Source organism: Allocoleopsis franciscana PCC 7113 (assembly GCF_000317515.1).
Taxonomy (GTDB): domain Bacteria; phylum Cyanobacteriota; class Cyanobacteriia; order Cyanobacteriales; family Coleofasciculaceae; genus Allocoleopsis; species Allocoleopsis franciscana.
The window spans coordinates 3,632,073-3,658,716 of sequence record NC_019738.1; the positions used below are offsets into that span (position 1 = coordinate 3,632,073).

Annotated in this window: 32 protein-coding genes; 18 read left to right on the plus strand and 14 right to left on the minus strand. The window is 44.8% G+C overall.

The window, feature by feature from the left end:
* Positions 1 to 173 precede the first annotated feature (173 nt).
* Both glgX and MIC7113_RS37680 read right to left on the minus strand, forming a co-directional pair.
* Entirely contained in the window at positions 174 to 2,303 is a 2,130-nt protein-coding gene (glgX, locus tag MIC7113_RS15215) for a glycogen debranching protein GlgX (protein WP_015183043.1), read from the minus strand.
* 596 nt (positions 2,304 to 2,899) lie between these two features.
* A complete protein-coding gene (locus tag MIC7113_RS37680) occupies positions 2,900 to 3,070 on the minus strand; it encodes a hypothetical protein (protein WP_015183044.1) in 171 nt (56 codons plus the stop codon).
* Positions 3,071 to 3,221: 151 nt separating this feature from the next.
* Here MIC7113_RS37680 and MIC7113_RS34800 point away from each other — a divergent pair, with 151 nt between their 5' ends.
* Positions 3,222 to 3,431 (plus strand): helix-turn-helix domain-containing protein, encoded by a 210-nt coding sequence (locus MIC7113_RS34800; RefSeq protein WP_226883688.1) that lies wholly within the window; start codon positions 3,222 to 3,224, stop codon positions 3,429 to 3,431.
* Between the two features lie 121 nt (positions 3,432 to 3,552).
* Here the strand turns inward: MIC7113_RS34800 and MIC7113_RS15220 are convergent, their stop codons facing one another.
* Positions 3,553 to 3,975 carry a DUF1824 family protein gene (locus tag MIC7113_RS15220; RefSeq protein WP_015183045.1) on the minus strand — a complete coding sequence of 141 codons (423 nt, stop codon included), beginning with the start codon at positions 3,973 to 3,975 and terminating at the stop codon, positions 3,553 to 3,555.
* A 310-nt stretch (positions 3,976 to 4,285) separates the two neighbouring features.
* Here MIC7113_RS15220 and MIC7113_RS15225 point away from each other — a divergent pair, with 310 nt between their 5' ends.
* Entirely contained in the window at positions 4,286 to 4,537 is a 252-nt protein-coding gene (locus MIC7113_RS15225; protein WP_015183046.1) for a hypothetical protein, read from the plus strand.
* 1 nt (position 4,538) lies between these two features.
* Here the strand turns inward: MIC7113_RS15225 and MIC7113_RS15230 are convergent, their stop codons facing one another.
* The 3 genes from MIC7113_RS15230 to MIC7113_RS15245 all read right to left on the minus strand — a co-directional run bounded on the left by MIC7113_RS15230 (position 4,539) and on the right by MIC7113_RS15245 (position 8,160).
* Positions 4,539 to 5,312 carry an ABC transporter ATP-binding protein gene (locus MIC7113_RS15230; protein WP_015183047.1) on the minus strand — a complete coding sequence of 258 codons (774 nt, stop codon included), beginning with the start codon at positions 5,310 to 5,312 and terminating at the stop codon, positions 4,539 to 4,541.
* An 872-nt stretch (positions 5,313 to 6,184) separates the two neighbouring features.
* The gene (locus MIC7113_RS15240; protein WP_015183049.1) at positions 6,185 to 6,862 is read right to left on the minus strand and encodes a response regulator transcription factor; all 678 of its coding nucleotides are present in this window, start codon (positions 6,860 to 6,862) and stop codon (positions 6,185 to 6,187) included.
* Positions 6,863 to 7,101: 239 nt separating this feature from the next.
* Complete coding sequence (locus tag MIC7113_RS15245) at positions 7,102 to 8,160, minus strand: N-acetylmuramoyl-L-alanine amidase-like domain-containing protein (RefSeq protein WP_015183050.1); 1,059 nt, start codon at positions 8,158 to 8,160, stop codon at positions 7,102 to 7,104.
* A gap of 126 nt (positions 8,161 to 8,286) precedes the next feature.
* Here MIC7113_RS15245 and MIC7113_RS15250 point away from each other — a divergent pair, with 126 nt between their 5' ends.
* From MIC7113_RS15250 to MIC7113_RS15260, 3 genes are all read left to right on the plus strand, one after another.
* Positions 8,287 to 9,006, plus strand: a complete 720-nt coding sequence (locus MIC7113_RS15250) for a hypothetical protein (RefSeq protein ID WP_015183051.1) — start codon at positions 8,287 to 8,289, stop codon at positions 9,004 to 9,006.
* A complete protein-coding gene (locus tag MIC7113_RS15255; RefSeq protein ID WP_015183052.1) occupies positions 9,003 to 10,259 on the plus strand; it encodes a cysteine desulfurase-like protein in 1,257 nt (418 codons plus the stop codon). Before MIC7113_RS15250 ends, MIC7113_RS15255 begins: the two co-directional genes overlap by 4 nt.
* A 122-nt stretch (positions 10,260 to 10,381) precedes the next feature.
* Entirely contained in the window at positions 10,382 to 11,065 is a 684-nt protein-coding gene (locus tag MIC7113_RS15260; RefSeq protein WP_015183053.1) for an SDR family oxidoreductase, read from the plus strand.
* Between the two features lie 8 nt (positions 11,066 to 11,073).
* Here the strand turns inward: MIC7113_RS15260 and MIC7113_RS15265 are convergent, their stop codons facing one another.
* From MIC7113_RS15265 to MIC7113_RS15275, 3 genes are all read right to left on the minus strand, one after another.
* Positions 11,074 to 11,739 (minus strand): hypothetical protein, encoded by a 666-nt coding sequence (locus tag MIC7113_RS15265; RefSeq protein WP_015183054.1) that lies wholly within the window; start codon positions 11,737 to 11,739, stop codon positions 11,074 to 11,076.
* Between the two features lie 117 nt (positions 11,740 to 11,856).
* Positions 11,857 to 12,513: a GerMN domain-containing protein gene (locus MIC7113_RS15270; protein ID WP_015183055.1), complete on the minus strand. Its 657-nt coding sequence runs from the start codon at positions 12,511 to 12,513 to the stop codon at positions 11,857 to 11,859.
* 256 nt (positions 12,514 to 12,769) lie between these two features.
* The gene (locus MIC7113_RS15275; protein ID WP_015183056.1) at positions 12,770 to 13,594 is read right to left on the minus strand and encodes a PHP domain-containing protein; all 825 of its coding nucleotides are present in this window, start codon (positions 13,592 to 13,594) and stop codon (positions 12,770 to 12,772) included.
* Between the two features lie 111 nt (positions 13,595 to 13,705).
* Here MIC7113_RS15275 and MIC7113_RS15280 point away from each other — a divergent pair, with 111 nt between their 5' ends.
* The 7 genes from MIC7113_RS15280 (at position 13,706) to MIC7113_RS15305 (ending at position 17,843) form a co-directional block, all read left to right on the plus strand.
* A complete protein-coding gene (locus MIC7113_RS15280) occupies positions 13,706 to 14,194 on the plus strand; it encodes a MerR family transcriptional regulator (RefSeq protein ID WP_015183057.1) in 489 nt (162 codons plus the stop codon).
* Complete coding sequence (locus MIC7113_RS36470) at positions 14,182 to 14,322, plus strand: hypothetical protein (RefSeq protein ID WP_015183058.1); 141 nt, start codon at positions 14,182 to 14,184, stop codon at positions 14,320 to 14,322. The genes MIC7113_RS15280 and MIC7113_RS36470 overlap by 13 nt, the downstream gene beginning before the upstream one ends.
* On the plus strand, positions 14,322 to 14,900 hold the full coding sequence (locus MIC7113_RS15285; protein WP_015183059.1) for a Uma2 family endonuclease: 579 nt from the start codon (positions 14,322 to 14,324) through the stop codon (positions 14,898 to 14,900). The genes MIC7113_RS36470 and MIC7113_RS15285 overlap by 1 nt, the downstream gene beginning before the upstream one ends.
* On the plus strand, positions 14,901 to 15,977 hold the full coding sequence (locus MIC7113_RS15290) for a hypothetical protein (protein WP_015183060.1): 1,077 nt from the start codon (positions 14,901 to 14,903) through the stop codon (positions 15,975 to 15,977).
* A gap of 187 nt (positions 15,978 to 16,164) precedes the next feature.
* Entirely contained in the window at positions 16,165 to 16,767 is a 603-nt protein-coding gene (locus MIC7113_RS15295; protein WP_015183061.1) for a hypothetical protein, read from the plus strand.
* Between the two features lie 41 nt (positions 16,768 to 16,808).
* Positions 16,809 to 17,396 (plus strand): Uma2 family endonuclease, encoded by a 588-nt coding sequence (locus MIC7113_RS15300; protein ID WP_015183062.1) that lies wholly within the window; start codon positions 16,809 to 16,811, stop codon positions 17,394 to 17,396.
* A 30-nt stretch (positions 17,397 to 17,426) separates the two neighbouring features.
* Positions 17,427 to 17,843, plus strand: coding sequence for a restriction endonuclease subunit S (locus MIC7113_RS15305; RefSeq protein ID WP_015183063.1), 417 nt, complete (start codon positions 17,427 to 17,429; stop codon positions 17,841 to 17,843).
* 9 nt (positions 17,844 to 17,852) lie between these two features.
* Here MIC7113_RS15305 and MIC7113_RS15310 read toward each other — a convergent pair whose 3' ends face one another.
* Positions 17,853 to 18,845: an ISL3 family transposase gene (locus MIC7113_RS15310; protein WP_015180242.1), complete on the minus strand. Its 993-nt coding sequence runs from the start codon at positions 18,843 to 18,845 to the stop codon at positions 17,853 to 17,855.
* 686 nt (positions 18,846 to 19,531) lie between these two features.
* Positions 19,532 to 19,840 carry a hypothetical protein gene (locus MIC7113_RS36475; RefSeq protein ID WP_155898006.1) on the minus strand — a complete coding sequence of 103 codons (309 nt, stop codon included), beginning with the start codon at positions 19,838 to 19,840 and terminating at the stop codon, positions 19,532 to 19,534.
* Here MIC7113_RS36475 and MIC7113_RS15315 point away from each other — a divergent pair.
* The gene (locus MIC7113_RS15315) at positions 19,833 to 21,308 is read left to right on the plus strand and encodes a pentapeptide repeat-containing protein (RefSeq protein WP_226883652.1); all 1,476 of its coding nucleotides are present in this window, start codon (positions 19,833 to 19,835) and stop codon (positions 21,306 to 21,308) included. The two genes, MIC7113_RS36475 and MIC7113_RS15315, sit on opposite strands and share 8 nt — an antisense overlap.
* Positions 21,309 to 21,366: 58 nt before the next feature.
* The gene (locus MIC7113_RS36480; RefSeq protein WP_155898007.1) at positions 21,367 to 21,576 is read left to right on the plus strand and encodes a hypothetical protein; all 210 of its coding nucleotides are present in this window, start codon (positions 21,367 to 21,369) and stop codon (positions 21,574 to 21,576) included.
* Positions 21,577 to 21,618: 42 nt separating this feature from the next.
* Here the strand turns inward: MIC7113_RS36480 and MIC7113_RS15320 are convergent, their stop codons facing one another.
* The gene (locus MIC7113_RS15320) at positions 21,619 to 21,861 is read right to left on the minus strand and encodes a ribbon-helix-helix domain-containing protein (protein ID WP_015183066.1); all 243 of its coding nucleotides are present in this window, start codon (positions 21,859 to 21,861) and stop codon (positions 21,619 to 21,621) included.
* A gap of 188 nt (positions 21,862 to 22,049) precedes the next feature.
* Between MIC7113_RS15320 and MIC7113_RS15325 the strand changes: the two genes are divergently transcribed.
* Positions 22,050 to 22,400, plus strand: a complete 351-nt coding sequence (locus tag MIC7113_RS15325) for a hypothetical protein (protein ID WP_015183067.1) — start codon at positions 22,050 to 22,052, stop codon at positions 22,398 to 22,400.
* Between the two features lie 94 nt (positions 22,401 to 22,494).
* On the opposite strand, the gene MIC7113_RS35440 is transcribed toward MIC7113_RS15325, so the two are convergent.
* Positions 22,495 to 23,936, minus strand: a protein-coding gene (locus MIC7113_RS35440; RefSeq protein ID WP_390463838.1) for an IS5 family transposase whose coding sequence is annotated in 2 segments (ribosomal slippage) — positions 22,495 to 23,502 and positions 23,505 to 23,936 — 1,440 coding nt in all. Because the reading frame shifts where the segments join, the coding sequence is not laid out codon by codon here.
* A gap of 329 nt (positions 23,937 to 24,265) precedes the next feature.
* Here MIC7113_RS35440 and MIC7113_RS15340 point away from each other — a divergent pair.
* From MIC7113_RS15340 to MIC7113_RS35445, 3 genes are all read left to right on the plus strand, one after another.
* Complete coding sequence (locus MIC7113_RS15340) at positions 24,266 to 24,568, plus strand: hypothetical protein (RefSeq protein WP_015183068.1); 303 nt, start codon at positions 24,266 to 24,268, stop codon at positions 24,566 to 24,568.
* Positions 24,569 to 24,668: 100 nt separating this feature from the next.
* Complete coding sequence (locus MIC7113_RS15345; RefSeq protein WP_015183069.1) at positions 24,669 to 24,983, plus strand: hypothetical protein; 315 nt, start codon at positions 24,669 to 24,671, stop codon at positions 24,981 to 24,983.
* Entirely contained in the window at positions 24,980 to 25,189 is a 210-nt protein-coding gene (locus tag MIC7113_RS35445) for a hypothetical protein (protein WP_015183070.1), read from the plus strand. Before MIC7113_RS15345 ends, MIC7113_RS35445 begins: the two co-directional genes overlap by 4 nt.
* 15 nt (positions 25,190 to 25,204) lie before the next feature.
* Here MIC7113_RS35445 and MIC7113_RS15350 read toward each other — a convergent pair whose 3' ends face one another.
* Complete coding sequence (locus tag MIC7113_RS15350) at positions 25,205 to 26,518, minus strand: dihydrolipoamide acetyltransferase family protein (RefSeq protein ID WP_015183071.1); 1,314 nt, start codon at positions 26,516 to 26,518, stop codon at positions 25,205 to 25,207.
* Between the last annotated feature and the right edge of the window lie 126 nt (positions 26,519 to 26,644).

Sequence of the window (26,644 nt, forward strand, 5' to 3'; positions counted from 1 at the left end):
CCTTGGTGCCAGTGGTCAACGTTTTCGCTCTAGGATTGTTGACGTTTACTCTACTGGCTATGAGCCTGAACAGCGAAAATATTTTTCCCTCGCCGTATAAGGAATCAATCAATTCTCATTGAAAGGGCGATCATGGCTTGAGAAACCGCGATCGCCCCATGTATGCATATAAGTTAACTCACACGGCGTAATACTACGAGCGATCGCGCCGTAACTGGCACCGCTTGAGTGTCGGTGAACACTTGCTCCTCATTGAGGAAGCGAGGCTCTTTGGTGTCAATCACAACCGCCCACTGCTTATCCCGCAGCCCCTCTGGTAGAGTAAATTCAACCGTTTCATAGTGGGCATTAAAGAACAAGAGAAAATCATCATCAATGATGCGCTCCCCTTTAGGACCGCGTGCAGGAATCTCTTGTCCATTCAAGAACACTGCAAGAGTCTTGGCATAACCCACTTCCCACTGCTCATCTGTCATCTCACCGCCATCGGCATTGAACCAAGCGATATCTGTGATGCCTGAGCCATGAATTGCTCGACCTTGAAACCACTTACGCCGATGAAATACCCGATGCTGACGGCGGAAGTAGATGAGCTGACTGGTAAACTTCAACAGATCCGCATTTCCCTCTGGCAAGTTCCAATCAAACCAGGAGAGTTCATTATCCTGGCAGTAGCCGTTATTGTTGCCTCGTTGGGTGCGCCCCATTTCATCGCCCCCCAGCAACATGGGGATGCCTTGGGACAGCATTAGGGTGGCGAGCATGTTTCGCCGCTGCTGCTCCCGCAACTGCAACACTCCTGGGTCGTCTGTTTCACCTTCCGCCCCACAATTCCAAGAACGGTTGTGGCTTTCTCCATCACAGTTGTTTTCCCCGTTTCCTTCATTGTGCTTCTCGTTGTAACTCACCAAGTCGTTCAGGGTGAAGCCATCGTGGGCGGTGAGGAAGTTAATACTCGCATTCGGTCTGCGCCCATTAATCTCATACAAATCGGGGCTGCCGGTGAAACAGTAAGCAAATTGCCCTAATCCACTCTCCTCCCCGCGCCAGAAGTCCCGCACTGTATCGCGATACCTGCCATTCCACTCCGACCAAAGAACTGGGAAGTTCCCCACTTGATAGCCACCTTCTCCCACGTCCCAAGGTTCCGCAATCAGCTTCACATCGGCTAAGACTGGGTCTTGGTGAATGATGTCAAAGAATGCTGACAGGTTATCCACCGCAAATAGCTCTCGCGCTAATGCCGAAGCCAGATCGAAGCGGAAGCCATCGACATGCATCTCCGTCACCCAATAGCGAAGACTATCCATGATTAACTTCAGGACTTGGGCTTGGCGCACGTTTAGAGAATTTCCGCAGCCTGTAAAGTCCATGTAGTAACGGGGATCATCTTCTACCAGACGGTAGTAAATGGCATTGTCGATGCCTCGAAGCGACAGAGTCGGCCCCATGTGATTGCCTTCCCCCGTGTGGTTGTAGACCACATCCAGAATCACTTCGATCCCGGCAAAGTGTAATGCCTTGACCATCTCCTTGAACTCTTTGACCTGCCCCCCCGGCACTTTGTCTGCACTGTAGCCGGAATAGGGGGCCAAATAGTTGATGGAATCGTAGCCCCAGTAATTGCTTAGCCCTTTATCAACCAGATGTCCGGGACGGGCGAGGAAGTGATGAACGGGTAGCAACTCAACGGCTGTAATCCCGATCGCCTGAAGATGCTCGATCGCAGCTGGATGGGCGAGTCCCGCATAGGTACCCTGCAACTCTTCCGGGATATCCGGGTGCAGCTTGGTAAAACCCTTGACGTGGGTTTCATAAATAACCGTTTCGTGCCAGGGTGTTTTCAGCAGTTGGTCATCGCCCCAATCAAAGGACTGATCGACGACAACACACTTGGGCATCAGATGGGCGCTATCTAGATCAGAAAAAGATAGGTCTTCTTCCGCAGCCTCCCAAGAGTAGCCAAACAGTTCTGGCCCATTGCCAATATCGCCATCAATTGCCTTTGCATAGGGGTCAATCAGCAGTTTGTTGGGGTTGAAGCGATGACCATTCTGAGGGTCATAAGGGCCATGCACTCGGTAGCCGTAGCGTTGACCCGGTCCCACTCCGGGCACATAGCCATGCCAGACGAAGTTGCTGACCTCAGTCAGCTCTAGACGCGTCTCTTCATCATCTTTATCAAATAAACAAAGCTCGACGCCTGTTGCGTTTTCACTGAACAGAGCGAAGTTTGTGCCTTTACCATCCCAAGTTGCACCTAGAGGATAGACTTTACCGGGCCAGAGTGTTGCAATGTACATAGGTTAAGTTTCGGGGAAAACTAATATTGGGTTAGAATCAACGATTGCTGAGTACCTGTCTTATAAGGGTTCGCCGCGTCTAATTTTTCAAGCCTGAAACAGCCTCAATGACTTAAGGATTGAACAATTTCATGGGTATACGCAGTGACTTATTTGGGTATACGCAGTGACTTATTGATTAAATGAAGGTTCAGAATTTAGATCCAGTTCAGCCCCAGTAATTCCGTTGAAGGAATTGGAAACCAAGCAAACGTTGAGATTAATAATGACGCTGTAAACTTAGAGAAGTCCTCTCTCCTCTTCTATCGCGACCTTATCTCTTATTTGTTATCTGTGATTCATTTTATAGATTATTAGACCAAAAAAACTCAATCTCTGGACATAAGTAAATTAGTTTTCACTTAAATTGCATTAGTATTTAATATAAAAAATATAAGAAAATCTAATATTCTGAAGGGGAAAATATATCTTCGGATAGTCTTATCAGTTATTTTAGCTAAAAATGCAAAAACATCCTTAACGTCAGCCTTTATTTGGCTTGGCCTACTGTCGCATTAAGGATGTATGTTTATTGAATTCTTTTTTATAAACAGCACTTATTCAGGGATAAAATCATACTGATCATTCACATAGCTCCGTAGATATTGCTCTGAAATACCTGTAATTTTGGCAATCTCTTTCAAAGAAACTTTCCCGAACAGAAGCTTTTCAATGAGGTCTTTTGTTCGCTGAGAAATTATCTGATTCTGATTTTGATAGTTTGGCATCAGATCTATACCACTGATTCAGTAGGCACCTTTCTACTTTCGCTTTCTCTACGTTATAGTTTGGCTAATTCTCTGTCTGTCCTATAGCGTACAGTCATTCTTGCTCATGCTGGACGCTAGGATGTAATTTAAAATACATAACTTCTTTACAATAAATTCAGCCTGCAAGGAGTTCCTCTCGCAAATGCTGGGAGTGCGCCGTGCCAGCGTGAGTGTGGTGGCGGCGATTCTGCAAAAGGCAGGGCTAATCCGCTACAGTCGGGGCAGGATGAAGATTTGCGATCGCCTTGGTTTAGAAGGCACTTCCTGTGAGTGTTATCGGATTGTTAAACAGGAATTTGATCGCTTGCTGAGTGAGTGAACAGCAGATGCGATCCTAAGGCGACGCGGATCAGCTTAGACCCGGTTGGCAGAAGTTAGTCACCACCTCTTGATCATGCAAGGGAGCGATTTAGCTGGATAGTTATTTCTGCCTGGGTGTACTAGGATACGTGAAACAAATCAAGAGGTAAATGACCGTACATTTCATTAATGCCGTCTTCGTAAGCCGATTGACAAGACACCAAAACGCCGCGATGGATGCCGGTGTAGGAATCGAGATAACACAGGCCAGTTTTCGGGTTGAATTTGATATAAACTGACCCCTCAATCGGCTGAAGGTCAAAAAGGGATGGATAACCTAAAGCCTCTGCGTAGCTTTTGAGGGCAGATAATCCTTGAGCTGCGGTATCCGCGCAAATTCCTAAAATTTGGTAATCTGAGTGTTCGGTGAGCAAAAGTAGTGCTTGACGGATGAGAGCTTTTTCAGATTCCGAGGTAATGGATTTGTTTTCGATGCAGTTGAACGGCTTAAGCAGTTCTTGCGCTTCTTGCAGGGTGAGAGGAGTTGAGTTTTGAGTGGGCATAAATTTTTAGCTTAATCGCCGGAAAGCCCCACAGCATAGCCATGGATTGGCGTGAAATGAAAGGCGGTCAACTTTTTCCAGAAGATAGCCACCACACAGGTGAAGGGGCATGACTGATTTAGAAGTATAAACAGGCAACCAAGATCCCCGACTTCTTTGTTAAAACCCTGATTACCACTGGATGAACTTAATTCAGAATTCGGGGAGCTGCTCAAACTCATACCCCTATTCAGCAACGCCGAGGTGAAATAACAACCAGACAAGTATGTAATCATACAAAGAAAAACATTAACAATCAATCAATAGAAGCATGACCAGACCCACACAAGCCCACATGTCTCGCACAATCGGCAAGAACAAAACTGACGCCTTTAAAGATTTGACAAAACGCCAGATTGAATATTATATGGGGGCAAAACTGATCGAGGTTGGGGTTAACCCCAACTCCGCGATTTATCGATGGTCATTAGAGACGAAGGGTTTTAACGAAATCTGGACTTACAGCGCATACTGGGGCGATTCTAAGGAGCAATTGCTCAAGCAGGAGCAGGAATCACCGTAAACTACTGCAACGTCGTGCCATCCCTTAATATGCCATCTTCCAGATAAGTGACGCGATCGGCAACATCGATAATGCGCGGGTCGTGTGTTACCATCAGCACCGTGCAACCGCCTTCTTTCGCCAACCGACGCAGCAGTTCAATCACCTTATGTCCACTATGGGAGTCTAAGGCAGCGGTTGGTTCATCCGCCATGATGATTTGCGGGTTGCCGGCTAAGGCGCGAGCGATCGCAACCCGTTGTTTCTGTCCTCCGGATAAATCAGCCGGTTTTTGATTGGCTTGAAACCCTAACCCAACCTGTTCTAAGAGAACTTGCGCTTGATAGCGTGCTTTTTTGCCCTTAATGCCTTTGATATTGAGTACAACCTCTACATTTTCAGCGGCACTCAGCGCTGGAAATAGGTTAAAGTTCTGAAAAATAAAGCCAATGTTTTGCCGTCTAAAGTGAGCCAGCTTGGAGCGAGACATCTGGGTAATCTCTTCTCCAAGTAAGTATACCTGTCCCGCAGAAGGGGTCAGTAGTCCCGCCAAAATAGAGAGAAGAGTCGTTTTCCCAGAACCCGATGGCCCCATTAAGATTTGGATATCACCACTTGCGATTTCCCAATCAACCGCTTTAAGAGCCTGAAAGCGCCGTTGCCCTGACTGATATACCATTTCTACCCCCTTGGCAAGGATAGTTCCCCTGTCAGGGCGGTTTAACCCAATTGAGCTGAAATCACCCAGGCCTCGTTTTTTCGTAAACAACATTGAGTCAGTTCTAGCAGCACTCATCCTTGTTGAGTGTCAGCGAGTATGATTTTAAAATCAAGATGGCTTGTGCCGCTCTTGCAAATTGTCCATTGTACTGGATATATCTTCAGTTTATCTATCACAGCTAGAAGGCGTCTAAACCGATACCTGATTATACGCTGCTGCATCTGCAAGTTTGTATCCAAAGCCGTATTTGGGAAGTTGCCACAGAAAAAGACTTACACATTGACACTAAGCAGTGATTCAAATCACATCCCGGGTAGTGATGCCAATGTATAAGTCTGGTAAGAGGTAAAAACTCTGAAGTTTAGATTGAACTCACTAGGGGAGTCGGGTCACTGAATTCAAGCGGAGCATTGATGGCTTGATGATATACCCCTTTTATGCAAAAACTTTTGTTTGAACATCCGCCGAGAACAAACGGATGCGCTCATTACTTAACGGTCATCCAAATTTGATTGGATGAGGAATTTTTTCTGAGATTAACCCTCGGAATTTTCTGGATCAGCTTAGGATTAATCAGTTCAAGCGCTGGCATTTCTTGTTTACAACGAGCGCAAAACCAATAAATGCTGCTTTGGCGAATATGACGGAGTAACTGCTCGGAGCAACAAGGACAAGTATTCATAAAACGCCTCAGTTGTTAAAGAAAATATCCAGAACAGTAGCCATTGATACTGATATTGAGTAGGACTTGTGAGTTGTTTGAGGGGTGATAAACTCGATGTATTAACACGCTAAAACACAAGACCTTGCTAATCAGCTCATCACTTATTCTAGGTCAGAATATATAATATTTGGGTGAAAAAATTGGGGGATAAATCGGGAATAAATCGAGAAGAAGAAAAAAAGTTGACAACCAGAAATACTCGACTCAAAGTTAGTTTCTTTCCTTAGTTCAGTGATTTGAGGCGATAACCTACGCTGTGAACCGTTTCAAGCAAATCATCGGGAGCCTTCGCCGCTCTAAGTTTTTGACGCAAACTCTTAATATGAGCCTTGACGGTGTCTTCTTCTGGAGGATTTTCGAGTGACCAAATGTGTTCAATGATAGTGCTGCGGCTGAGTATACGTCGTCCGTTGCGTAGCAGTAATTCTAAAATACTGTATTCTTTGGGTGTCAAACGCAGCAGTTCGTTATTATAACTGACCTCATAGGTTGCTGGATCGAGCTGCAACTGCCCCCACTCCAGAATCGGAGACGATGAAGAACTGTTCCGGCGTAACAAGGAACGTATCCTCGCGAGTAATTCCGGTAAATCAAGGGGTTTAACCATATAATCATCAGCCCCAGCATCTAAGCCGATGACTTTGTCAGTACTCATATCCAGAGCTGTTACCATTAAAATTGGCACAACATAGCCATAGGAACGCAAGCGCTTACATAAAGTAATTCCATCTAGCTTGGGCAGCATTACATCTAGCAAAATTAAGTCATACTCAAAGCTTCTGATTTGCTCCCAAGCCGCTTCTCCGTCTCTGGCTTGATCAACTACATAACGTTGGTCGCTAAGGGCTTCGCCTAACGCTTCAGCAAGGCAAGGATCATCTTCTACGAGGAGAATTCTCATTGCAGGGGTGCCTTGAGTATTGATATATAAGAATTGCAGATAAAAAACTTTATTACCTAATTTTCAAATAAAGAATTGATTAATTACTCTTATCCTAACTCACGTTTTCCAGCTTAAGCATTGATGAGATAAAAAAATACACTTTTATCCTGTTTTCAGAAGATACAATTTAAATGTGCGTTAGCTTAGAAGTCCGATTTGGTATAATCCAGATCAATTGATACAGGCATCCCAAAAATTCAAAAATGATGTGGAATATTGTCGGTCTTTTGGGTTTGTCGAGGGTCAATGGGTCGAGCCACCAGGATACCGATCGCATATTTCACCCGACTGACATACTGCTCTAAATCCCGTGCAATGGTTACTTGTCCAGCCGGGGAGGCGTGAATAAAACCCATGTTGCCGTTGGGTTGGCGGTAAACCAATCCAGTATGGGTAACATCCAAACCCGAAATGTTAGTTGCAACGGCAATAATATCCCCCGGTTGCAGTTTCGAGTACAGGCGACGAATCTGTTGGGTGGGAATGTATTGGATGGCTACACCATCAAGCTGGGATTCTCGTTCGACCATACACTGATAAGCAGTATCGTTACTGGCCATCGGGGGGTAATTCTGGCGATGCATACTCATAAAGTTCAGTTTCTTCTTGAGAGATAAACCGCCTAAATTCTGACCAATGTTTTGAATTGTTCCCCGTTTTTGGTTGTCATAAATCCATTGGGAAAAGTAATGGAGGCGGCTGCAATAACCATTGATTTGACCATCCCAATAACGTTGATCGCGCAGGTGATTGACGAAGGTTGTGTAGGAATAATCCTCTACTGCAACACCTCGTGCGATCGCCAGTACGGTTTCGACCAATAGCACGCAATCGAACTGATTAAGATTGACAACAAGGGTTTCTTCTTTGGATTGATCTAATAAATTGGCTTTATAGGCACTACCGAGAAATGACTGTGCGATCGCTTGTAGAATTTCCCCCATGGGGCGCTGATGGAGTTTTTGTGCCCTTGCAGATTGCATGACGCGCCGGAAACGTTCTCCATCTTTGGTTTGAGGGATATCCTCGCTTAGGGTTTGGGCGTTAAGATGATCGGTGGATTGAGTGGGGTTCACAGAAGATGGCAAGCTGGAGGTTGTCGCCTTAAGCTGTTTGGGGTTCGTCAGGATTTGCGGTTTAGCCGACGCAGAAGGAACCAGAAGACGTTGATTGTCCTTGGCGTGAGAGGCAACATGGGAAGCGACACCGAATGCGATCGCAAAGCCTACCATAGCCAGCCCGAAGCGTTTTCTCATATTTAGAGCTTACTCCTCAACCACCTAATGTTTACTGACCATCGGTCAGCTTAGCAAAAGTAGACGTTGGCTGGAGAGAAAAGTTTACCCCTGAGTTTTCCGTTGATAATAAAAAGAATAAGGGCAATGGAGGAATTAACCACGGGAGGCACCAACACTTACCCCGTCTACGTCGTCAGAGGGAGCAAGAAATTAATGACAACAATTCTTGAAGCCAGTAATCTTTCCTTAAAAGATGTTCAGCGTCTTTTGAGCCTAGAGAGGCAAGTCAATCATTCCTTCACCTCATTATTATCCTTAAGTCCTTTGACAGAGGTGGAACAGCAAGACCTCGATGAAATCTGTACCAATTTTTATGACTACTATACCGAAAGAAAAATTTCTGAAGGCGAAGTTAAATTTTTAACTATTTCTCCCTTGATGTGGTTGGCTGGTTTTTATAATTCTACAATCAAAATTACGCTCGAAGAAAAAATTGATGATATTTACATTGAAGATGAAGACACCTTAATTAAAGGGCGGATGGACATTTTAGCTGTCCATAAAATTCAACCAACAACAACATTAACTCCCTTTTGGATTCTGGTTATTGAAACCAAGAATGCTACGGTTAATGCCTTTGAAGGTTTACCTCAGTTGCTCACTTATGCCTATAAAGGATTAGAGAATCAAGCATCTGTTTGGGGATTAACAACCAACGGCATGAGTTACCAATTTGTTTATCTCGAAAAAGGAAATCCTTCAAGCTATCAGCTCTTTCCAGACTTGAATGTAATTTACCCGGAACGTTCTATCGAGCTGCTGCAAGTTCTCAAAGCTATCTGTGCAGGAATATCTTCTGTATGAATCCGACAATAAATTATCAACCCTCTTTTCCCATCGAATTTGTTCGCCAACAATTTCCCTCTCTGGCTGGTGACTGGACTTTTTTTGATAATGCTGGAGGTTCACAAACCCTTAAGCAAGTGGTGGATCGGATTAGCGAATATCTCCTAACATCCGATGTGCAATTGGGAGCCTCTTATGGTATTTCGCAACTCGCAGGCGATCGCGTCGCGAAATCCGCTCAAGCCATGGCAACTTTAATTAATGCCAAGTCACCCTCAGAAGTGGTCATGGGTTCATCCACCACGTTGATGCTGCGGATTCTTTCGTTATGTATTAGCAAGACTTGGAATGCGGGTGATGAAGTTATCGTAACCAACTGTGACCATGAAGCGAATATAGGCCCTTGGGTTGATTTAGAAAGACAGGGAATTAAGATTAAAATTTGGCGGATTAACCCGGAAAGTTTACAGTTAGAATTAGAAGATTTAGAGTCATTGCTGAGCGACAAAACTCGCCTGGTTGCCTTCACTCATGCCTCTAATATACTAGGAACAATTAATCCAATTAAAGAGATTACTCAACTCGTCCACAGTTATGGTGCCAAGGTATGTATTGATGGTGTGGCGTATGCGCCTCACCGGTTAATCGATGTCCAGGATTGGGATGTAGATTTCTACGTGTTTAGCTTCTACAAAGTTTATGGCTCTCATTATGCATTACTCTATGGGAAACAAGAGCATTTATTAGCCATACCTGGAATCAACCATTACTTTATTGGGCAAACTACTATTCCCTATAAATTCCAGCCAGGAAATGTTAATTTTGAACTGAGTTATGGGATGCTGGGTTTGTGCGATTATTTAAGTGAACTGGCACAACATGCCTACGGTGAACAAGCGGCACCTAGCTTAAGAAGCCAGATAGAGCAAGCGTTTGAGGCGATAAGCCTTCACGAGGAAGAAATTGGCGATCGCTTCCTAAAGTACCTCACCAGTAAACCCAATATTCGCATCATTGGTCAACCCCAAGCTAATCGCGCTTCACGAGTTCCAACCATCTCGTTTGTGGTAAAGGAAACCCATAGCGAGACAATTCCGTTACACGTTGACAACTACAATATCGGCATTCGCTTTGGAGACTTCTACGCGAAGCGATTGATTGAATCCTTAGGGTTAGACAAGCAGGGAGGAGTGGTACGAGTGAGTATGGTGCATTACAACACGACAGAGGAAGTTGACCGATTAATTCAGGCTCTCGATCCAGTATTGTGAGTATGACATTCCAGGTAAGCCCTATTGCATCTCATCCAGTTTATAGATGTCCTATGGCTTTTTCCAGCCGATAAATTAATCAGAAGCTATACTGCTGGAGAATTAAGAAGTAAGAGGTGACAATGACAAAACTAATCGTGATTACAGGTGTTAGTCGGGGACTCGGTCAAGCTATGACTGAGCAATTTATTCAGTTAGGGCATACGGTTGTGGGTTGTGCTCGTTCACAGGCAGCGGTGGAACAACTGAACGAGAAGTTTGGTTCGCCCCACAAGTTTACAGCACTGGATGTTGCGGATGAAGCGCAGGTGATGAATTGGGCAAAGCAAATGCTCAGTGACTATGAACCTCCGGATTTACTGATTAACAATGCTGCCATGATCAACCATTTAGCACCCCTTTGGGAAATCCCCAGTGAAGATTTTTCTCGCTTAATTGATGTCAATATCAAGGGCGTCGCCCATGTCATTCGCCACTGGGTTCCAGCCATGATCGAAAAAGGAACTGGTATTATTGTTAACTTTAGTTCAGGCTGGGGTCGTTCTACCTCTCCCCAAGTTGCATCCTATTGCGCTTCTAAATGGGCGATTGAAGGATTGACGCGATCGCTCGCTCAAGAACTACCCAATGGGATGGCAGCAATTCCCCTCAATCCTGGCATTATTCATACCAAGATGCTGGAAGTTTGCTATGGAGAAGATGCCGCCAATTACACCTCAATCCAAAATTGGGTCGATCATGCCGTTCCTTTTTTACTCCAGTTGAGTCCTTCTGATAACGGAAAACCCCTCACGGTTCCTGATTAATTCATCGCTTAAGAGCATCCTTCAACCCACTCCACTTCAGGGCGTTTTCCACCTCGAAAACTCGTGACGCGAGTCCCATCCGTCTCGAATACGATGCGATAGTTAGCCTCGTTGCGGTCTTTGGGTGTAAATATTAGGTAATGACCCTTTGGCTGATACTTATGAGGAGTGACTGTAATTTGTCCTGGATAGAGTGATTTGATTTTAGATTCAGTATCGCCGATTCGTGCACCACTAATCGTCGTGATGCGGCTTTTGCCTCGAACATCAATCCGGGCGATGCGGTTATTTGTCACCATCATCAGGAAATCATAGTTGCTCCCTTGAGGTCTGATATAAGAACATTCTCTATTATCAGGTCGAGTCAGCTTAACCCCCGCCGCCGCCTCAGCTTGAGCCACACTCATCCCCACTCGAATCGGCCCAATGCTATTAATAGATAGTTTTGACTGTGCTGTTAGTTTGGCTTGCTGCTTGGCTGAGGTGTTTTCTGACTTGGATTCGGGTGCAATTGATGGGGTTTGTGTCGGTGAGGACGTTACTTGAGTAGCGGCGGGTTGCACTGACTCAGAGGATTCAGCAACACTGACGCCTCCACTCGCACAAGCACCTAAACACAAGATTGTGGATGCAAGACTAAAAAGTAGCAGAGTTGACTGGCGCGAACTCAACATGTTTATCCCTTGGGTTTTAAACGACTGTCTATAGTGCCAATGGTAGAAAACAAAAGGGCTAAGCCGTGCCAGTTTGTGTCAATCTCTGAATTGACCCTCTTAAAGGGGAGAGTTACTTTATCGTTGATTGCTCAAACATCTATTATCTCCACTCATATCCCCCAAACAATTACCATTTTTGTCTAGAATAATCACGGACTTAACATTAGTAAATTGCTTGAGTGTAGCCGTTAAAGAACTAGTGGCACGGGCATCATCTCCAATGCCTGCCGATGGCATGATTCGACAAAATTGCAGTTTGGCGACTCCCTTGGACATCGATAGCTTAAAATCAGAACCGCAGTTAGAGCTACCTTGTAACTGAATCGCAGGTACCCAACCTTTTTGCCTTTCAGCACGAGTTGGCCCTGCAATTAATTGTTCTACAGCAAACCGGGCTAAATTTTGATTGCGAGTTGTCCGAATCACTGGCTCAACATAGTTAAGATTATTATTGCTTTTTGGATTCCTGGGAAAAAATACTTTGACTTTATTTAGAGTCGCCGTATTCGCCTGTGAATATAGTTGTCCTATTGGTGATTGGCTGATAGTTAACTCGGCAGATGATGGTGTTATGGATTGGGATTGGATGGACTGTGTAGTTGATATTGTTGCAAATTTTGATAACTTTGAAAACTGGGCGCTCTCTACTCTTCCATCTCCAAAGGTACCCAAGAACATGAGTGCGGATAAAAGACTAGAACCTAGTAAAATTGACTGGCGATTGTGAAGCATTTTTTTTTCATCTGATTAGTTTGCCTAGTCACTACTGTAGAAATCTCTCAAGAATAGCCGCGCCAAGTCTGTGTCAATATTTTAACTGACCGTAGGTAATACCATATCAGTAGATTCTCCCCCATTTTTAAGCAGGAGCGGAGGGAGATATCATCGGTAACATCATTAAACAAAATGGGTATAAGCTTTTGAAAAACGGGTCACTAGGAGATGAATATATCTCTATAGCCAGCAACTTATGACCGCAAGAAAATTTTTATTTTAAACGATGAGCGGCGTGTTTAATGGGGTCGAGTAAGCCTAACGGCAATTGCATCATATTTAGGCTGATACTTTGTGCTTTGCCGTCAGGACTAGGCCCATGATAATCGCTACCACCTGTCATTAATAAGCCATATTCGACACACAACGCTTCAAGATTTTTCGTCTGCTTGGAGGTATGGCTGGGATGGTAAACCTCGATTCCCATTAAACCCACCTCAACCAGTTCCTTGAGCACGTCCTCTACAGCACCACCTCGGAATAAGTAGGGATGTGCCCACACGGGGACAGCGCCACAGTCACGTAGCAGAGCAATACCCTCAGAAATTGAAAATTTCTCGTACTGAACGTAGGCTGGTTGGTTATCACCCAGCAAACGGTCAAAAGCTTTCTCCATGGACGGGAAATATCCCGCCTCCACCAGCGCTTTGGCTAGATGGGGACGACTGGGTGCTACTCCTTCTCCGAGTTGGGGTAGTGAAATGGGATAGCCCAGTTCTGCCAGTTTAGCGACCATTTCATGGGCACGGCGTTTACGTCCTTCGATGCGTTCCGCTAATGGGGCTTTGAGCTGATCTGCATTGGGGTAAAAGCCTAGGATATGCAGAGAGCGATCGCGGTGTACGGTACTCAATTCTACACCGGGGACAATTTCCAAGTTGTAGGGTTTGGCAGCAGCGAGCGCTTCATTCCAGCCAGAAAGCGTATCGTGGTCGGTAATCGCTAGGGCAAAGACTCCAGCTTGAACCGCCGCTTGGACGAGTTGGGTTGGAGTCAGGGTGCCGTCAGAGCAGGTGGTGTGACAGTGTAATTCAATCATTTTTCTATTGTGGCGTTATCAACAGCTTTTTTAAGCTTTGTACAGTAACTCATTAATCCGTTTAATAAAAACATATATGTATAATGCCTTGTCTTTGTAGAATCGTAATTAATGCGAGAACCATTTTTTACGAGTAAGCAAGCGGCTGAAATGACGGGCTGTACCCTGCGCCAGTTGCAGTATTGGCGGGAGAAGGGGGTAGTTGTACCTACGGTGAGTGCAACGGGGACGGGGCGAAGTATTTATTACTCTCGCTCTGATTTGGTTGAGTTGGCGGTGGTGGAATATTGGTTATCTGTCGGGCTGAGTTTTGAGGTGGCTCGTGAAACTCTCAAGGCGCTAAAAGAGAAAGAGCCGGAGTTTTTTAACCCAGAGAGGCCAAGGCGCTTGATGTTGTGGTGGAATGGGAAGACGCGATCGCTTGAACTTGTGGAGTTCGATTGGGAAGAGGCGATCGCATCTTTTAAAAGCAGGTCAGCCTGTAATTCCGGTATGGTTGGATGCAATTCATCAACGGTTGTCAAGCAAGTTGGCGGGGTAAGTATCGCCTTACAGAAGAACATTTTGAGGAAAAGTAAGCATTATCTATGGGCAAACTGACTCTACCCCAACTGGAACGTCATCTCTTCTCGGCGGCGGATATCCTGCGGGGAAAGGTAGAGGCAAAGCGATCGCTGTTAGAGGCGCATGGGTTTAACCCGACTAGGATTTTAGTGGAGCGGAATTAATGATGAGCGTAACTTTACAATTACCCCCGGTTCTCAAACTGACTGATGAGCAGTTTGAACAACTTGCTGCTGCTAACCAAGACTTGCAGCTAGAACTCACGGCTAAGGGAGAATTAATTATTATGCCCCCCACGGGGGGAGACACGGGAAATCGGAATTTTGAGGTTTACATTGACTTGGGAATTTGGAACCGTCAAACTCGTTTGGGAAAAGCCTTTGATTCTTCTACAGGGTTTCGATTGCCTAAAGGTGGTACTCGTTCGCCCGATGCGTCTTGGGTGAGGATAGAACGATGGAATGCTCTTAGTGAGGAGCAACGCAAGAAATTTTTGCCTTTATGTCCTGATTTTGCCGTAGAAGTGGTTTCGGAAACGGACGATGTGGAAGAAACGCGCTCAAAAATGCAGGAGTACATTAATAATGGGCTGCGATTGGGGTGGTTGATTAATCCTAGAACTCGGCAAGTGGAAATTTATCGACCGAATCAAGTGGTTGAAGTTTTACAGTCTCCTGCGACGTTATCGGGTGAGGATGTTTTACCTGGATTTGTATTAGATTTGCAACCTATTTTTGCATAGATGGATTATTTGGATTTTGTCCCTGCAATTACCCAGAGAGGGCAAATCAAAGCCTTTATCGAATCTGACGCCGGAGTTCAAGCGACTGAAGCGAAGCTTTACGGCGTCTTTTCGGCTTGGTGGCAGTTGCACGCCCCAGGTTTGGGGGAGTTGCCGAAGACGAAGAAGGTGATGGAACTGAGGGCGGAGTTTTTGAGTTCGTTTGTCGATAGCCTCCAATCTGTGGGTTTACTCGATCGCTTCAAGGTGGCGGGTGTGGTGGCGAGTTGGTGGGATGAGGTGAAGTATGAACTCAGAACGCTCTCGGAATCAGATTTTGGCGGGTTGGTGGATAGTTGGGTGGATACGATTCGGGATGCTCTAGAGCAAGATGAGGAGACGCAGAACAATCAGACGAAATTCGACCCGCTCAATCATAAGCTGGTGGTGCGGTTGATGCCGGACTATCTGGAGGAAATTGCTGAGGCTGAGGCGAGAATTGCTGAGTTAGAGCAGCAAAAGGAAGCGTTTGAACGGGGGGAAGAGGCGGAGGCTGAGGAGGGAGAAGCTACTGAGGAGGAGTCGGAGGCGGTTAATTTTGCGAAGGAGTTGGAGACAAGGCTCAAGACTCTGAAGGGTTCGATTAAGGAGCCGAAGAAGGATATTAAGGATTTAAGGAAGAATTCGCCGTTGTTGAATGCGGCTAAAATCGCAGAACTTGAGGCGATGGTTGAGCCGATGGAAGCGGAAATTGCCGAGATTGAGAAACAACTGGAACCCTATAAGGAAATTAAAAAGCAACTGGCTCAAGCGAAGGGGATTCTGAGGACGCTCAAGAATGAGTTGGTGAAGCGTTTGGAGGCTAAACGTGCGGCGTTGACGGATGAGGAGTGTCAGGGGTTGGTGTTGGCGATTTTCCAGGATGGCTTGACGGCCCAACTGGAGCGATATGTCACGGCTCACCGTCAGCAGGTAATTGTGGCGGTTGAGAATTGGTGGGATAAGTATCGGGTGACGTTGCAGGATATTGAAGGGGAACGGGATGCGGCAGCGAAGCAGTTGAGTGAGTTTTTGAGTGGGTTGGGGTATGCAAATTGAGCAGTTATCCCGCCCGGAACTTAAGTTCCGGGCTAATAGCAAAAGTCCATTAAAATGGACTGAAAGCCTTACTTAATAATTAATCCTCTTCAGAGGACTTGAGCTACTCGCTGTGGGAATTAATTCACTAGCTGGCGTGGTTGGTAATCGAGAGATTTATCAGTCAATTACAAGCAAGGATAGGCAAATGGCTTATAGTGACTTTTCTACATTAAGTAAATTCAAGAAGGCGTTTAACTTACGGATTGATGAAGAATCTGATTTATTTGCAACTGTAGAAGCTGTACAGCCGAGTGAATCTTTAGCCAATACTTTAGAGGAAACGGTTGAGCTTGCTCTGGCGATTAATACAGAAAAAGCTCGGTCGGAAATGATGATTACGCCGATGTTATTGGAGGTGAGAAGACGGGCAAACTATCAGATTAGTTTATTTTCTGGTTCAGATTTTAATGTTGATTTTGAAAAGGGGTTAAATGGGTATTGTGATTTTATAATTAGTCGTTCTAAGGAGCAATTAACAATTAATGCTCCGGTGGCGATTGTTGTAGAAGCTAAAAATGAGGATATTAAAGGCGGATTGGGGCAGTGTGCGGCGGCGATGTTAGCGGCACAGTTGTTTAACCAGCAGGAAGGAAATGATATTAAGACGATTTACGGAGCGGTGACGACGGGAGATATTTGGAGGTTTCTGAAACTAGAGGATTCTGATGTGTTTATTGATTTGAGCAATTATTATATTAAAGATGTGGATAAGATTCTAGGAATTTTATTTAAAAGTATTCAGGTTTGAATATAGGTTTTAGTTGAAATGGCAATGATGAGGAGGTTGTTATGGTTGCAGTTTCAGATCGGCAATACTTTACTCCCCAAGAGTATTTAGATTGGGAAGAACAACAATCGATTAAATATGAATATATCGATGGTGAAGTTTTTGCGATGACCGGGGGAACAATTCCCCATAACGATCTTGCAGTTAACCTAACAACGGCGTTAAAAAATCACCTGCGAGGGAAAGGGTGTAAAGTTTCAATGGCAGATGCCAAGGTTGGGGTATCGGAACGCGGACCCTTTCACTATCCCGATGTGATGGTAACGTGTGACGAACGGGATAGACGGGCGATTCGAGTTATCTATTACCCGTGTTTGATTGTTGAGGTTCTTTCTCCTAGTACTGAAGCTAAAGATAGAGGGAAGAAGTTTCAAAATTATCGCCGTATTTCTACGTTGAAGGAATACGTGCTAATAAGTGCTGAGCAGAAGGTTATTGAGTGTTTTCGATTGAATGAGAAGGGGGTTTGGGAACTTTATACCTATTCAGAAGGGGATGAAGTTGAATTAAAGAGCATTGATTTTCGCTGTCCGATTGAGTTGGTTTATGAGGATGTGATGTTAGAAGTCGTTGAGGAAGATGAAGAATAAGAGCGCAGCAATAGGATAAAAGGTTTGGGTATGCGTGAAATTTTAATTAAATCTGAGAACTTTGAGAATTCATCTCTGGATAGAAAGCCAGAAGATTGGGAAGTCAGCAAAATTGAGGAGTTGGCATTTATCAGTTCAGGCTCAACACCAAATAGAAGTATTGCTGCGTATTGGCAGGATGGGACAATACCTTGGGTTAAAACGGGTGAAATAAATTATACGGTTATTAAAAGTGCTGAAGAAAAAATAACTCAAAAAGCACTTAATGAAACATCTGTCACAGTTTACCCAGTTGGTACGGTTCTTGTAGCTATGTATGGGCAAGGACTCACAAGGGGTAAAGTTGGAATATTGGGAATTGAAGCGACCACGAACCAAGCCTGTGCTGCAATTATTCCCAAAAATGAAAATCTAATACCAAGTTATTTATGGTTCTTCAGGATGTAGTATGCTAAACTAACAAATGAAATGCCAGTTAAGCAAACATCTAATTCGATAATTGTCAAAGTTCCGAAACCCATAAGCCGAGCGCTTAATCAACTTAAGTTTGTTGTTAATCCCCTCCACAACACCGCTAGTCGTTCTGTTATCAAAGTAAGCAATGATCTCATCCAACCAACGGATGATAGTCTTCTGGCTATCAGGAAAATAGCTTTTCGCTTGCTTCAGCCATCCTCCCAAGTGAAATAATCCGGCTAACCAATGCTGGGTCTGAGTGAAAATTTGGCGAATTTGCTCTTTTAATTCATGCATTCTCTTGAGAGTAAGAGATACATTCTTGACTTGAATCAGTTTAACTTTTTGCTGTTCACTTAGGTCGGATTCGTTCTTGAGCAAGACATATTTACTTTTCTTTAATCCCTCTAATACTGGCGAATGTTCTGCTTTTTCTTCCCGGCATTTTGCGGTTTTTATTAAATCTACTAATACTGCACAATAATTCCCCTTCCCTTTAATCAGTGCTATTTCATCAATTCCTAATCTTTTTAAGTCTATAGGTTTGATTTTTAACAGGTCTTTTGATGCGTCTTTTAACATCCTTTCTATTTCCGCCGTTGTTACCACTCCTTTTTTCGCTACGCTGTGGATATCGTTTTCTAAAACGTCTTGAATTATTTGATTAGCCAACCGTTTTGTGTACGTTCTTCTTGAACTGACAAATTCTAACTGTTCACTAAACGGTTTCTCACACTTTTCACACTTAAATTGTCGTCTGTTTATTTCTAAAAACACTGGCATTTCTCCCCAAGGTAAATCTTTTACTATGTGTCGATGATTTTGGTGTAATCTACGACTTTTTGCTCCACAACGAGGGCAATTACTTTCTTTGCCAATTAATTCCACCTGTACAATTATTCCAATCCCTTCATGTTGACGATGTGAAATTACTTTTATTCCTTTTATATTCAAGAGTTCTGTCAGCAGCTTTATTCTCTTTTTTGTGGCCATCTCACTATCTATGCGTTCAATCCCTGTTTTGACGGTTTATAGTTAATAGGATATGACCTTCTTTGTCAATACCGACAACTACTTGGTTGACTTTCTTTCCGCATTTATTCATCTTTATTGACTTATTTAGCTATTGATTTAGCATACTGACTCATGAAGAACCCTAATTTCCAGTTTGAGGTAGTAGACTCTTCAACTACTTTAGAAGGAATTAGGATTGAAGAAATCATTCCTTCATTACTGTTAGGTTCACGAGAAAATCCTTGTGAAGCATTATGTTATGCAATTTGCGCTCTCAACAGCAACCCAAATTGCGTGAAAGATTGGAAAAAGAAACTCTGTAATTAAAGGTTTCTCATAAGTTCAAAAATGAGAGATCCTTCAAATATATTTAATTTTATAAAAAGTATTGAAAATAAAGGGTTTACTGAGATTACTTATAGTTGCTTAGGAGGAGAAATTTATACTAACTCTGATCTTGAAAGATTCAGTTTTAAAGATCAAGTTTTTCACATTCAGTTGTACTGGAAATTTTTCTTACTCTTGGCTGTACTACTGTTAGCAATATTTTCAGGAGCGCTCTTGGGAGCAGGCAGCATATTTTCAATTACTTTACTAATAAAATACTCTCAATCCATACATGGATCTTCAGTTTTACTGTCTCTATTAGTTTCAGTATTTATTATTTACCGAAGAGGATTTCCGCTAGGAGTTATTGTAGGCATAGCATCGTTAACACCATTTTTGCTTCTATCAACAATTCTCCCTACAAATGAGACTGGTATTGACATTGGTACTTCTTTTTTCACTGGTGCTGGCTCCATAGTTCTGGTTGCTTCTGGTATTGCAATGACAGGGCTATCAATGACTCTAGCAGCAGTTGTAATTGAATCTATTCCTGTTGCTGCCGTCAGTGTGTTTATCCCCACGATCCTTATGGCTGCTGCAACCATGCGAACATTCAAGGTAATGCCTATAGTCCTTGCAATGCCCATAGTCCTTGTTGCTGTTATGCTGGCAGGGCATCTCAGTTGGAAGACAGTTAAGGGTAATCAGGCATTTCGATGGATGCTTCAGATTGCCATAGCAATAGCAGCAAAAGGAGGTCATACTTTTAGAGGTGCAAATCTAACTGATGCAGACTTTACTGGTGCAACGCTTAAACTTTGTGATTTAAGAGGAGCTAATCTTAAGCGTACTCGTCTTTTTGAAGCTAAAGGACTTGAATTTTCTCGCTTAGGAAACACCTACCTTGCCAATCCTAAAATCCGCCAACTGGTTGTCACACTGAATGGACAAGCTCAAAACTTTGATGGTTTGAATCTGGAAGGGGTCAATCTGCAAGACGCAAATCTGCAAGATGCCAGTTTTATTGGGGCAAACCTCAATCATGCCAATTTACAAAATACGGATTTGTCTAGAGCTATCCTGAAGCAAGCTCAATTGGATGGCGCAGATCTAACAGGAGCAATCCTCACGGGAGCCTGTATTGAAGATTGGGGGATTACAGGTACTACCAAGCTAGAGGGTGTACGATGTGACTACATATTCATGCGTCTTGAGACAAAAGACAATCCCGACCGATTACGAAAGCCCGATAACTGGCGAGAAACCTTCGCTGATGGAGAATTTTCTGATTTCATTAAACCTTACGTTGATACTCTAGATTTGTACCACAGTCAGGATATTGACCCCCGCGCCATCTCCATTGCCCTCAAAAACCTGTCAGTCAATCATCCAGAGGAAAAGCTACAGTTTGTGGCGATCGAACGGCGAGGCGGCAATGGATTGAATCTCAGGTTTACAACGGCACCAGGAGCAGACAAATCTGAGTTAAGTCACGAGTATTTTACGGATTATGCTCGAATTAAGAAAGAATTGCCAATCGCCGTTCAGTTAAGATTGGCTGAACAAGATGCTGAAATTCGCACACTTAAGGGAACGATCGAGCAGTTTATTGAAGCAGGTACGCATCAATCTAAAATTCAAGCGGAAACAATTCAGGTCATTCAAGGAGAATTGGTTGTGACAGAGAACAAGGGAATCAACATCACTTCAGGCGGTGGTAGCATTGGTGACATCAGTGGCTTAGTTGGTGGTGATGTCAGTGGAGTCGTTAATCTTGGCACCATTAGCGGCAACGTGACCAACACGATCAATCAGTTGCCAGATGCGTCTGAACCCGATCAGCCTAACCTTAAAGAACTCCTGACACAACTCCAACAGGCGATCGAAAATGATTCCAACCTATCTGACCCCGACAAAGCCGATCTGTTAGAGCAGGTGCAAGTTTTGGCAGAAGCTAAGCAGACAGAGGAACCTGCGAAAAAAGAAGGGTTAGCACGCAAAGCGAGGAAGATGTTTGACGCAACATTGAGCAGTTTGCCGCAAACTGCCAGCATTGTAGAAGCGTGCAGTAAGTTATTGCCAATGGTTTTAAAGGCATTAGGGGTGTCTGCGTAGCATCGCAGTATTTGCTTCAAGTGCCACCTCATCGGATGATAGAGCGACTCGGCATAAGATGCGATCGCTCATTTATTCCCTCCCAACTTTTCCAGCAACGCTTGCCACAGCCCAATCTGCTGCTGTAATTGCTGGATGCGATCGCACCTCGGACAATGAGGAAAAGCGATCGCTCATTCATTCCCTCCCAACTTTTCCAGCAACGCTTGCCACACCTCAATCTGCTGCTGTAATTGTTGGATGCGATCACTGTCTACTTCCCGTCTAACCAACCCACCTCGACCCGCTAATTCACCTTGACAACGGGTAATCAGTTCGCTGAGGGCTTTCCCAGGTTTTCTTTGTCCTCCTGATTCATTTCAGTATCGCTAATTGACACTACACCCCTAGCTGCCTGCTCTAGCAATTCCGAACGAGAAAGTCCTAAAGCTTTCGCCCTCTCATCAATTTTTTGCGCGGCTGTCGGCGTCAGCATAATCGAGAATCGCTCCTTAGCTTCTCCCCAAGCCATTCTCTCGGCTTGATTTTGCTTTTTCTTGCGACGATCTCTCATCCTTTAACCCTATTTATGCATAGCTTCAAACCTTTATTTTATGACTTCTATAGACATCTTTTCTGTTACAATTGCCTTATGTATACATAGGGTAAAACAAACCTATCGATACAAAGAGCCGTGCATCCTTGGCTACCAACCTGATCCGCACGGCTCTACCTCCACACAATTAGGGAGATTCTTTGATCATGACAAAAAATCAAGCAATTAGCCTCATTGATGGCTATCAGCAAGCCTTAGAGGATTTTGCGATCGCGCCTCTGATCACCCGCCTGAAAACCTACTCCGATGCCGACTTCGATGCGGCGTGGATGAACCTCACCCAACCCGAACTCGAAAGCCTAGCCGCTATCCTCATCCGAGAATTAACCGCCAACCTCAACGGCAAAGCGATCGCCGGATACTTAAACGCCCTACGTCACGGCAGCATCGACATACCCCCCAGCTTAGTTCACCTAGTATTTGGGCCCCCATCCATTGACCTGCCAGCCAACTTCCCCGACGTTCAAACCCCTCGCTACTTAGGGCTTGCTGAATAAGTCGGCGAAAAACAACCGATGGATTAATCAGTTATTTAATCCTGGAATAATAATGAGCTTTTGTTGTTGTTAATTCCCACAAGCATAAGCCGAATTAATAGTTATCGAGAAAAAAGGCGTGATGTTGTGTATTGCACAAAAAAAGACAAAAAAACTGCCGTAGCAGGGTGGAAAGATTCATGACTAAAAAAGTGATAGCAATAGCCGTTTGAGAAGTATGAGGCAGTTTAGCCATGACGCGATTCAAGCTAAATCTTCGCTTTGAGATGCCAAATTTTCCTTCAATAGCATTGCGAACCTTCTCGTCGTCTAAGGCTTGTTTCTTTTTGTCTGAGCTGACATTAGCTGGAGGTCTGCCTAAGGGGGGGCCACTTATTCTAATCCCTCTTTCTTTACAGAATGCTCGATTCTCGCGATTTCGATAAATTCTATCTACATGTACTGATTCGGGATAGACTCCTGTGTGCTGTTTAAATGCTTCTATTTGGGCTTTTAAGTCTCCGGCTTCATTAAAGTTATCCCAGCTTATACGGTCTAAAAAGACATATCCATCTCTGACGCTTGCTGCTAGTTTAGCTCCAAATTCTACAGGTTTTCCGGCTTTTCCTCTCACAATTGGACGGATATGGGGCTGACTTAAACTGACTATTCTGTCGTCAATTCTCTGGGCTTTATTCTCATACATCCATTGCTGTTGACGGTAAACTTCCGCCACCACCAGCAAGCTCTTATATTGAGAGATGCTCAAACCCTCAAGTGCTTCTCCTGTCTGAAGGAGCTGGTCAATGTGTGATAAATTTCTTTTTATATATTTCAGTTGTTTTTTTATAGCTTTTCTTCTCTCTTTTCTTGACGATCTCCGTTTTTTGGCGACTTTCAAGTAATCTTTCCGAGCGAGGTTTCTATAAGTTTTTGGCTTTTTCTTTAGTCTCCCTTTTAGGGGCTTATAGAGAGTATCTATTATCTTTTCCGTTTTGACTCTGGCTTGATTTAATAGACCCAAGTCATTGGGATAGCTGATATCTCCTGGCGCACAGGTAGCATCCAGAATTAATTTCCCTTGATTCGGGCTTTCTCTTGTTTCTTGCCTTTCTGAGAGTGAGCTTTTTTTTTAGATTCCTCCTCTGTTTCTTCCTGAATCTTCTTTACCATTCTTTGATTTATTTGATTTACTAAATCAACATTTATCCTTTCTCTAAATCTTACCAAAAGTGAGGCATCATAAGGGGCTTCGTTGCTGTAATGCTTTCTCCCTATAAAGTATTGTAAGTAAGGGTTTTCTTTTATTTGTTCTACTGTTTCCCGATCGCTTATTCCTAATCTTTCTTTGATTATTAATGAACCCAATGCCATCCGAAATGGCAGCGCAGGTGCCCCCATATCAATAGAAAAAATTTTGGCGTATTCCTCTTCAAATTCATCCCAGGGTATCAGATTTGCCATGATTACCCAACGGTTATCTTGTGATAACTTTCCCTCAAAGGGCAGCTCAAAGTTTTCCGGTGGGGTCGGGCTTGAGGAAGCTTTTCTGTACATTTTCCCTGCTCTTGGTACAAGGATTTTGTGGGATTCTACCAGATTTCCTGGGAGCTGAACAACTTTCAAGACCGCTCAAACTATTTATAGCTAAGGGTTTCCGGTTTTTACAGCAAACCCTACTTATACGGCGACAAACTGCGCTGGATTCCTGAAGGCGACAAAACAGACTGGGGAATTGCGATCGGCAGATTCTACAGCTTTGCTCCCCACCACTGCGCTTGGACGTGGTGCTACCTCATTTGGCTCGACAAACTCTCCCCCAGTACCGCTTGGACGGTTGCCGATATCGCCTGGGAAAACGACCTCGAACCGATGGAGGACGCCGCATGAAACCCCGTCCCCTCACCGAACGAGAACAAACTCTAATCGACTTCTACGGTTACTGTCAACTTGGGATGACACCGCAGCAATTCTACGCCAAATGGCAAGTCAATCACGAAGCGATCGCCTTTATCTGCTCTCGTTCCATGTCTACCGTCCGACGCTGGTTTAGAAGGGGTAAAAACTACCGCCGTCCGCAACCTTCCGATTTGCGCCATCTCGCCTTGATGGACTTCCTATTGGAGCATTACCAAGACATTCCCGAACAACTCTTAAACGCGCTGTGTTCTCCCAAGCGCAACCCATAGGAATCCCAACTTTCACCCAATGTAAATATCCGTTGGACATTATCTCGCTAGCCATCCTCTTTGTAGGGTGGCTTTAGTTGTTTAGAGCAACCTAAAAACCTTGAGAACATTCAAAGCGAACCAGCGCAAAGCCAACAACCACAGGGCTTCAGGACGGCGTATCGCCCAAGAAATTGAAATTATTCGCGCTGCACTCAAACGACGCGGCTACCGCATCCGCAAGCAACCCAAACAAGCTGCTTGGGCTGTTTACGTCACCGATGACAAATTCTACCTGTTGACCTATCAACCCGCCCCTATCAGTGCTTGGGTGCTTCACCCGCAAGATAACGATTCCACCCGCGCCACCCTCTCCAACCTCATTCAACGTGCATTAACCAAACAACCCGCAGGCAATACCAGGAGGAATTCATGACTACTTACCTCGAACGATTAAGTCCTTGGTGCCTCGTCAGACTTCTTCCCAAAATGCAGCGACTTACTGTTGGTCGTTTTCGTCGCTGGAATGATGCCCACGAACATATGCGATGTTCTTGTTCAGAGGATAGGCGATCGCATGAACTTGGGCAGGCGAATGCCAAAGATTTTTCTTTTCCCCCTTTAATCAGCCGGCGCTCATAGAGGGGGTTAGGGGGTCTAAAGCGTTAACGATTGCGGATCGGTTTCAATCAACTTCGCCAAGTCTTGCAGGAACGCTGCCGCATCAGCACCGTAAATAATCCGGTGGTCACAAGTGATATTCACCTGCATCTGACGCCGCACACCCATCATTCCCTCCTCCGTTGCCACAACGCTAGGACGTGATGCCCCGATCGCCAAAATTGACCCTTGTCCTGGCGGTAAAATAGCATCAAAACGGTCAACCCCAAACATGCCCAAATTGGACAGCGTGAAGGTACCAGAGCTATATTCCTCCGGCTGCAACTGCTTGAGTCTGGCACGTTCTACCAAGTCTTTCCAATTGCGAGATAGGGAATAAATATCAACTTGGTCAGCTTGTTGTAAGACCGGCGTAATCAGTCCTCCACCAGGCATTGCCACCGCGACGGCAATATTGATGGAACTGTGATACTGAATGCCCTGTTCTACACAACTGGCATTGACCAAAGGATGTTTTTGTAACGTAACCGCCACGGCCTTAGCCAGCAGTGCCGTCATCGTCACGCCTTTGGTCTTGATTTTTTTGTATAACTTATCCAGCTCATCGGTTGTAATGGTATAGCCAACGTGGAAGGTAGGCACCTGAAGGCTGGCAACCATATTCCGTACCACCGCATTTTGCAGCGTATTAAACGGTACGGTTTCACCCAAGGCAGCAACAGGAACCGCTGGGGTGGGGGCTGGACGAGGTGCAGGGGTAGTTGGCGCGGGGGTTGAGGTTGGTTTCGGTGCTGTTGTCGTCGCGGCAGGCGTAGCGGCAGGAGTACTCCCTTTCCCGGCGGCGGCTTCCACATCCTCGGCAATAACCCGCCCATAGGGGCCACTGCCTTTGAGGCTGTTGAGATCGACGCGGAGTTCCTTGGCTAACTTGCGAGCGCGAGGTGAGGCGACAATCCGTCCATTGCGAGGGCTGGGTGTATCTTGAGCCGCCACTGGGGCAGCCTCTACTTGTCCAGGCGTCGGTGTGGGTACCGAGTCTTTTTGAGGGGTGGAAACAGCAGTACCCTGGCTGGATTGAGCCGCTTGTTGTTTAACTTGCTCAATTTCAGCTTCCGATTCTGCCAAAAGTGCGATCGCCGCCCCTACGGGAGCTGATTCACCAGCCGGTACCGTGATCACAGCCAGATAACCTTCATAGAAGGACTCAACGTCCATATCTGCCTTATCTGACTCAACCACCACCACCGTTTCGCCTTTCTCAACTCGGTCCCCTGGAGATTTTACCCAAGAGACTATTTTGCCTTCGGTCATTGTGGAACTGAGGGCGGGCATGAAAACTTCGTGGATCATGAGGTGGTTTTCCGAATCAATTGAGCTAAGGCGAACAAGAATTTTTGCCAGATTGCATTGTAGCCTGAGGAACGGCTCTAGAACCATTGAGTCTTCACAGTTCTTGGAGAAGCTGTACCCCAGATC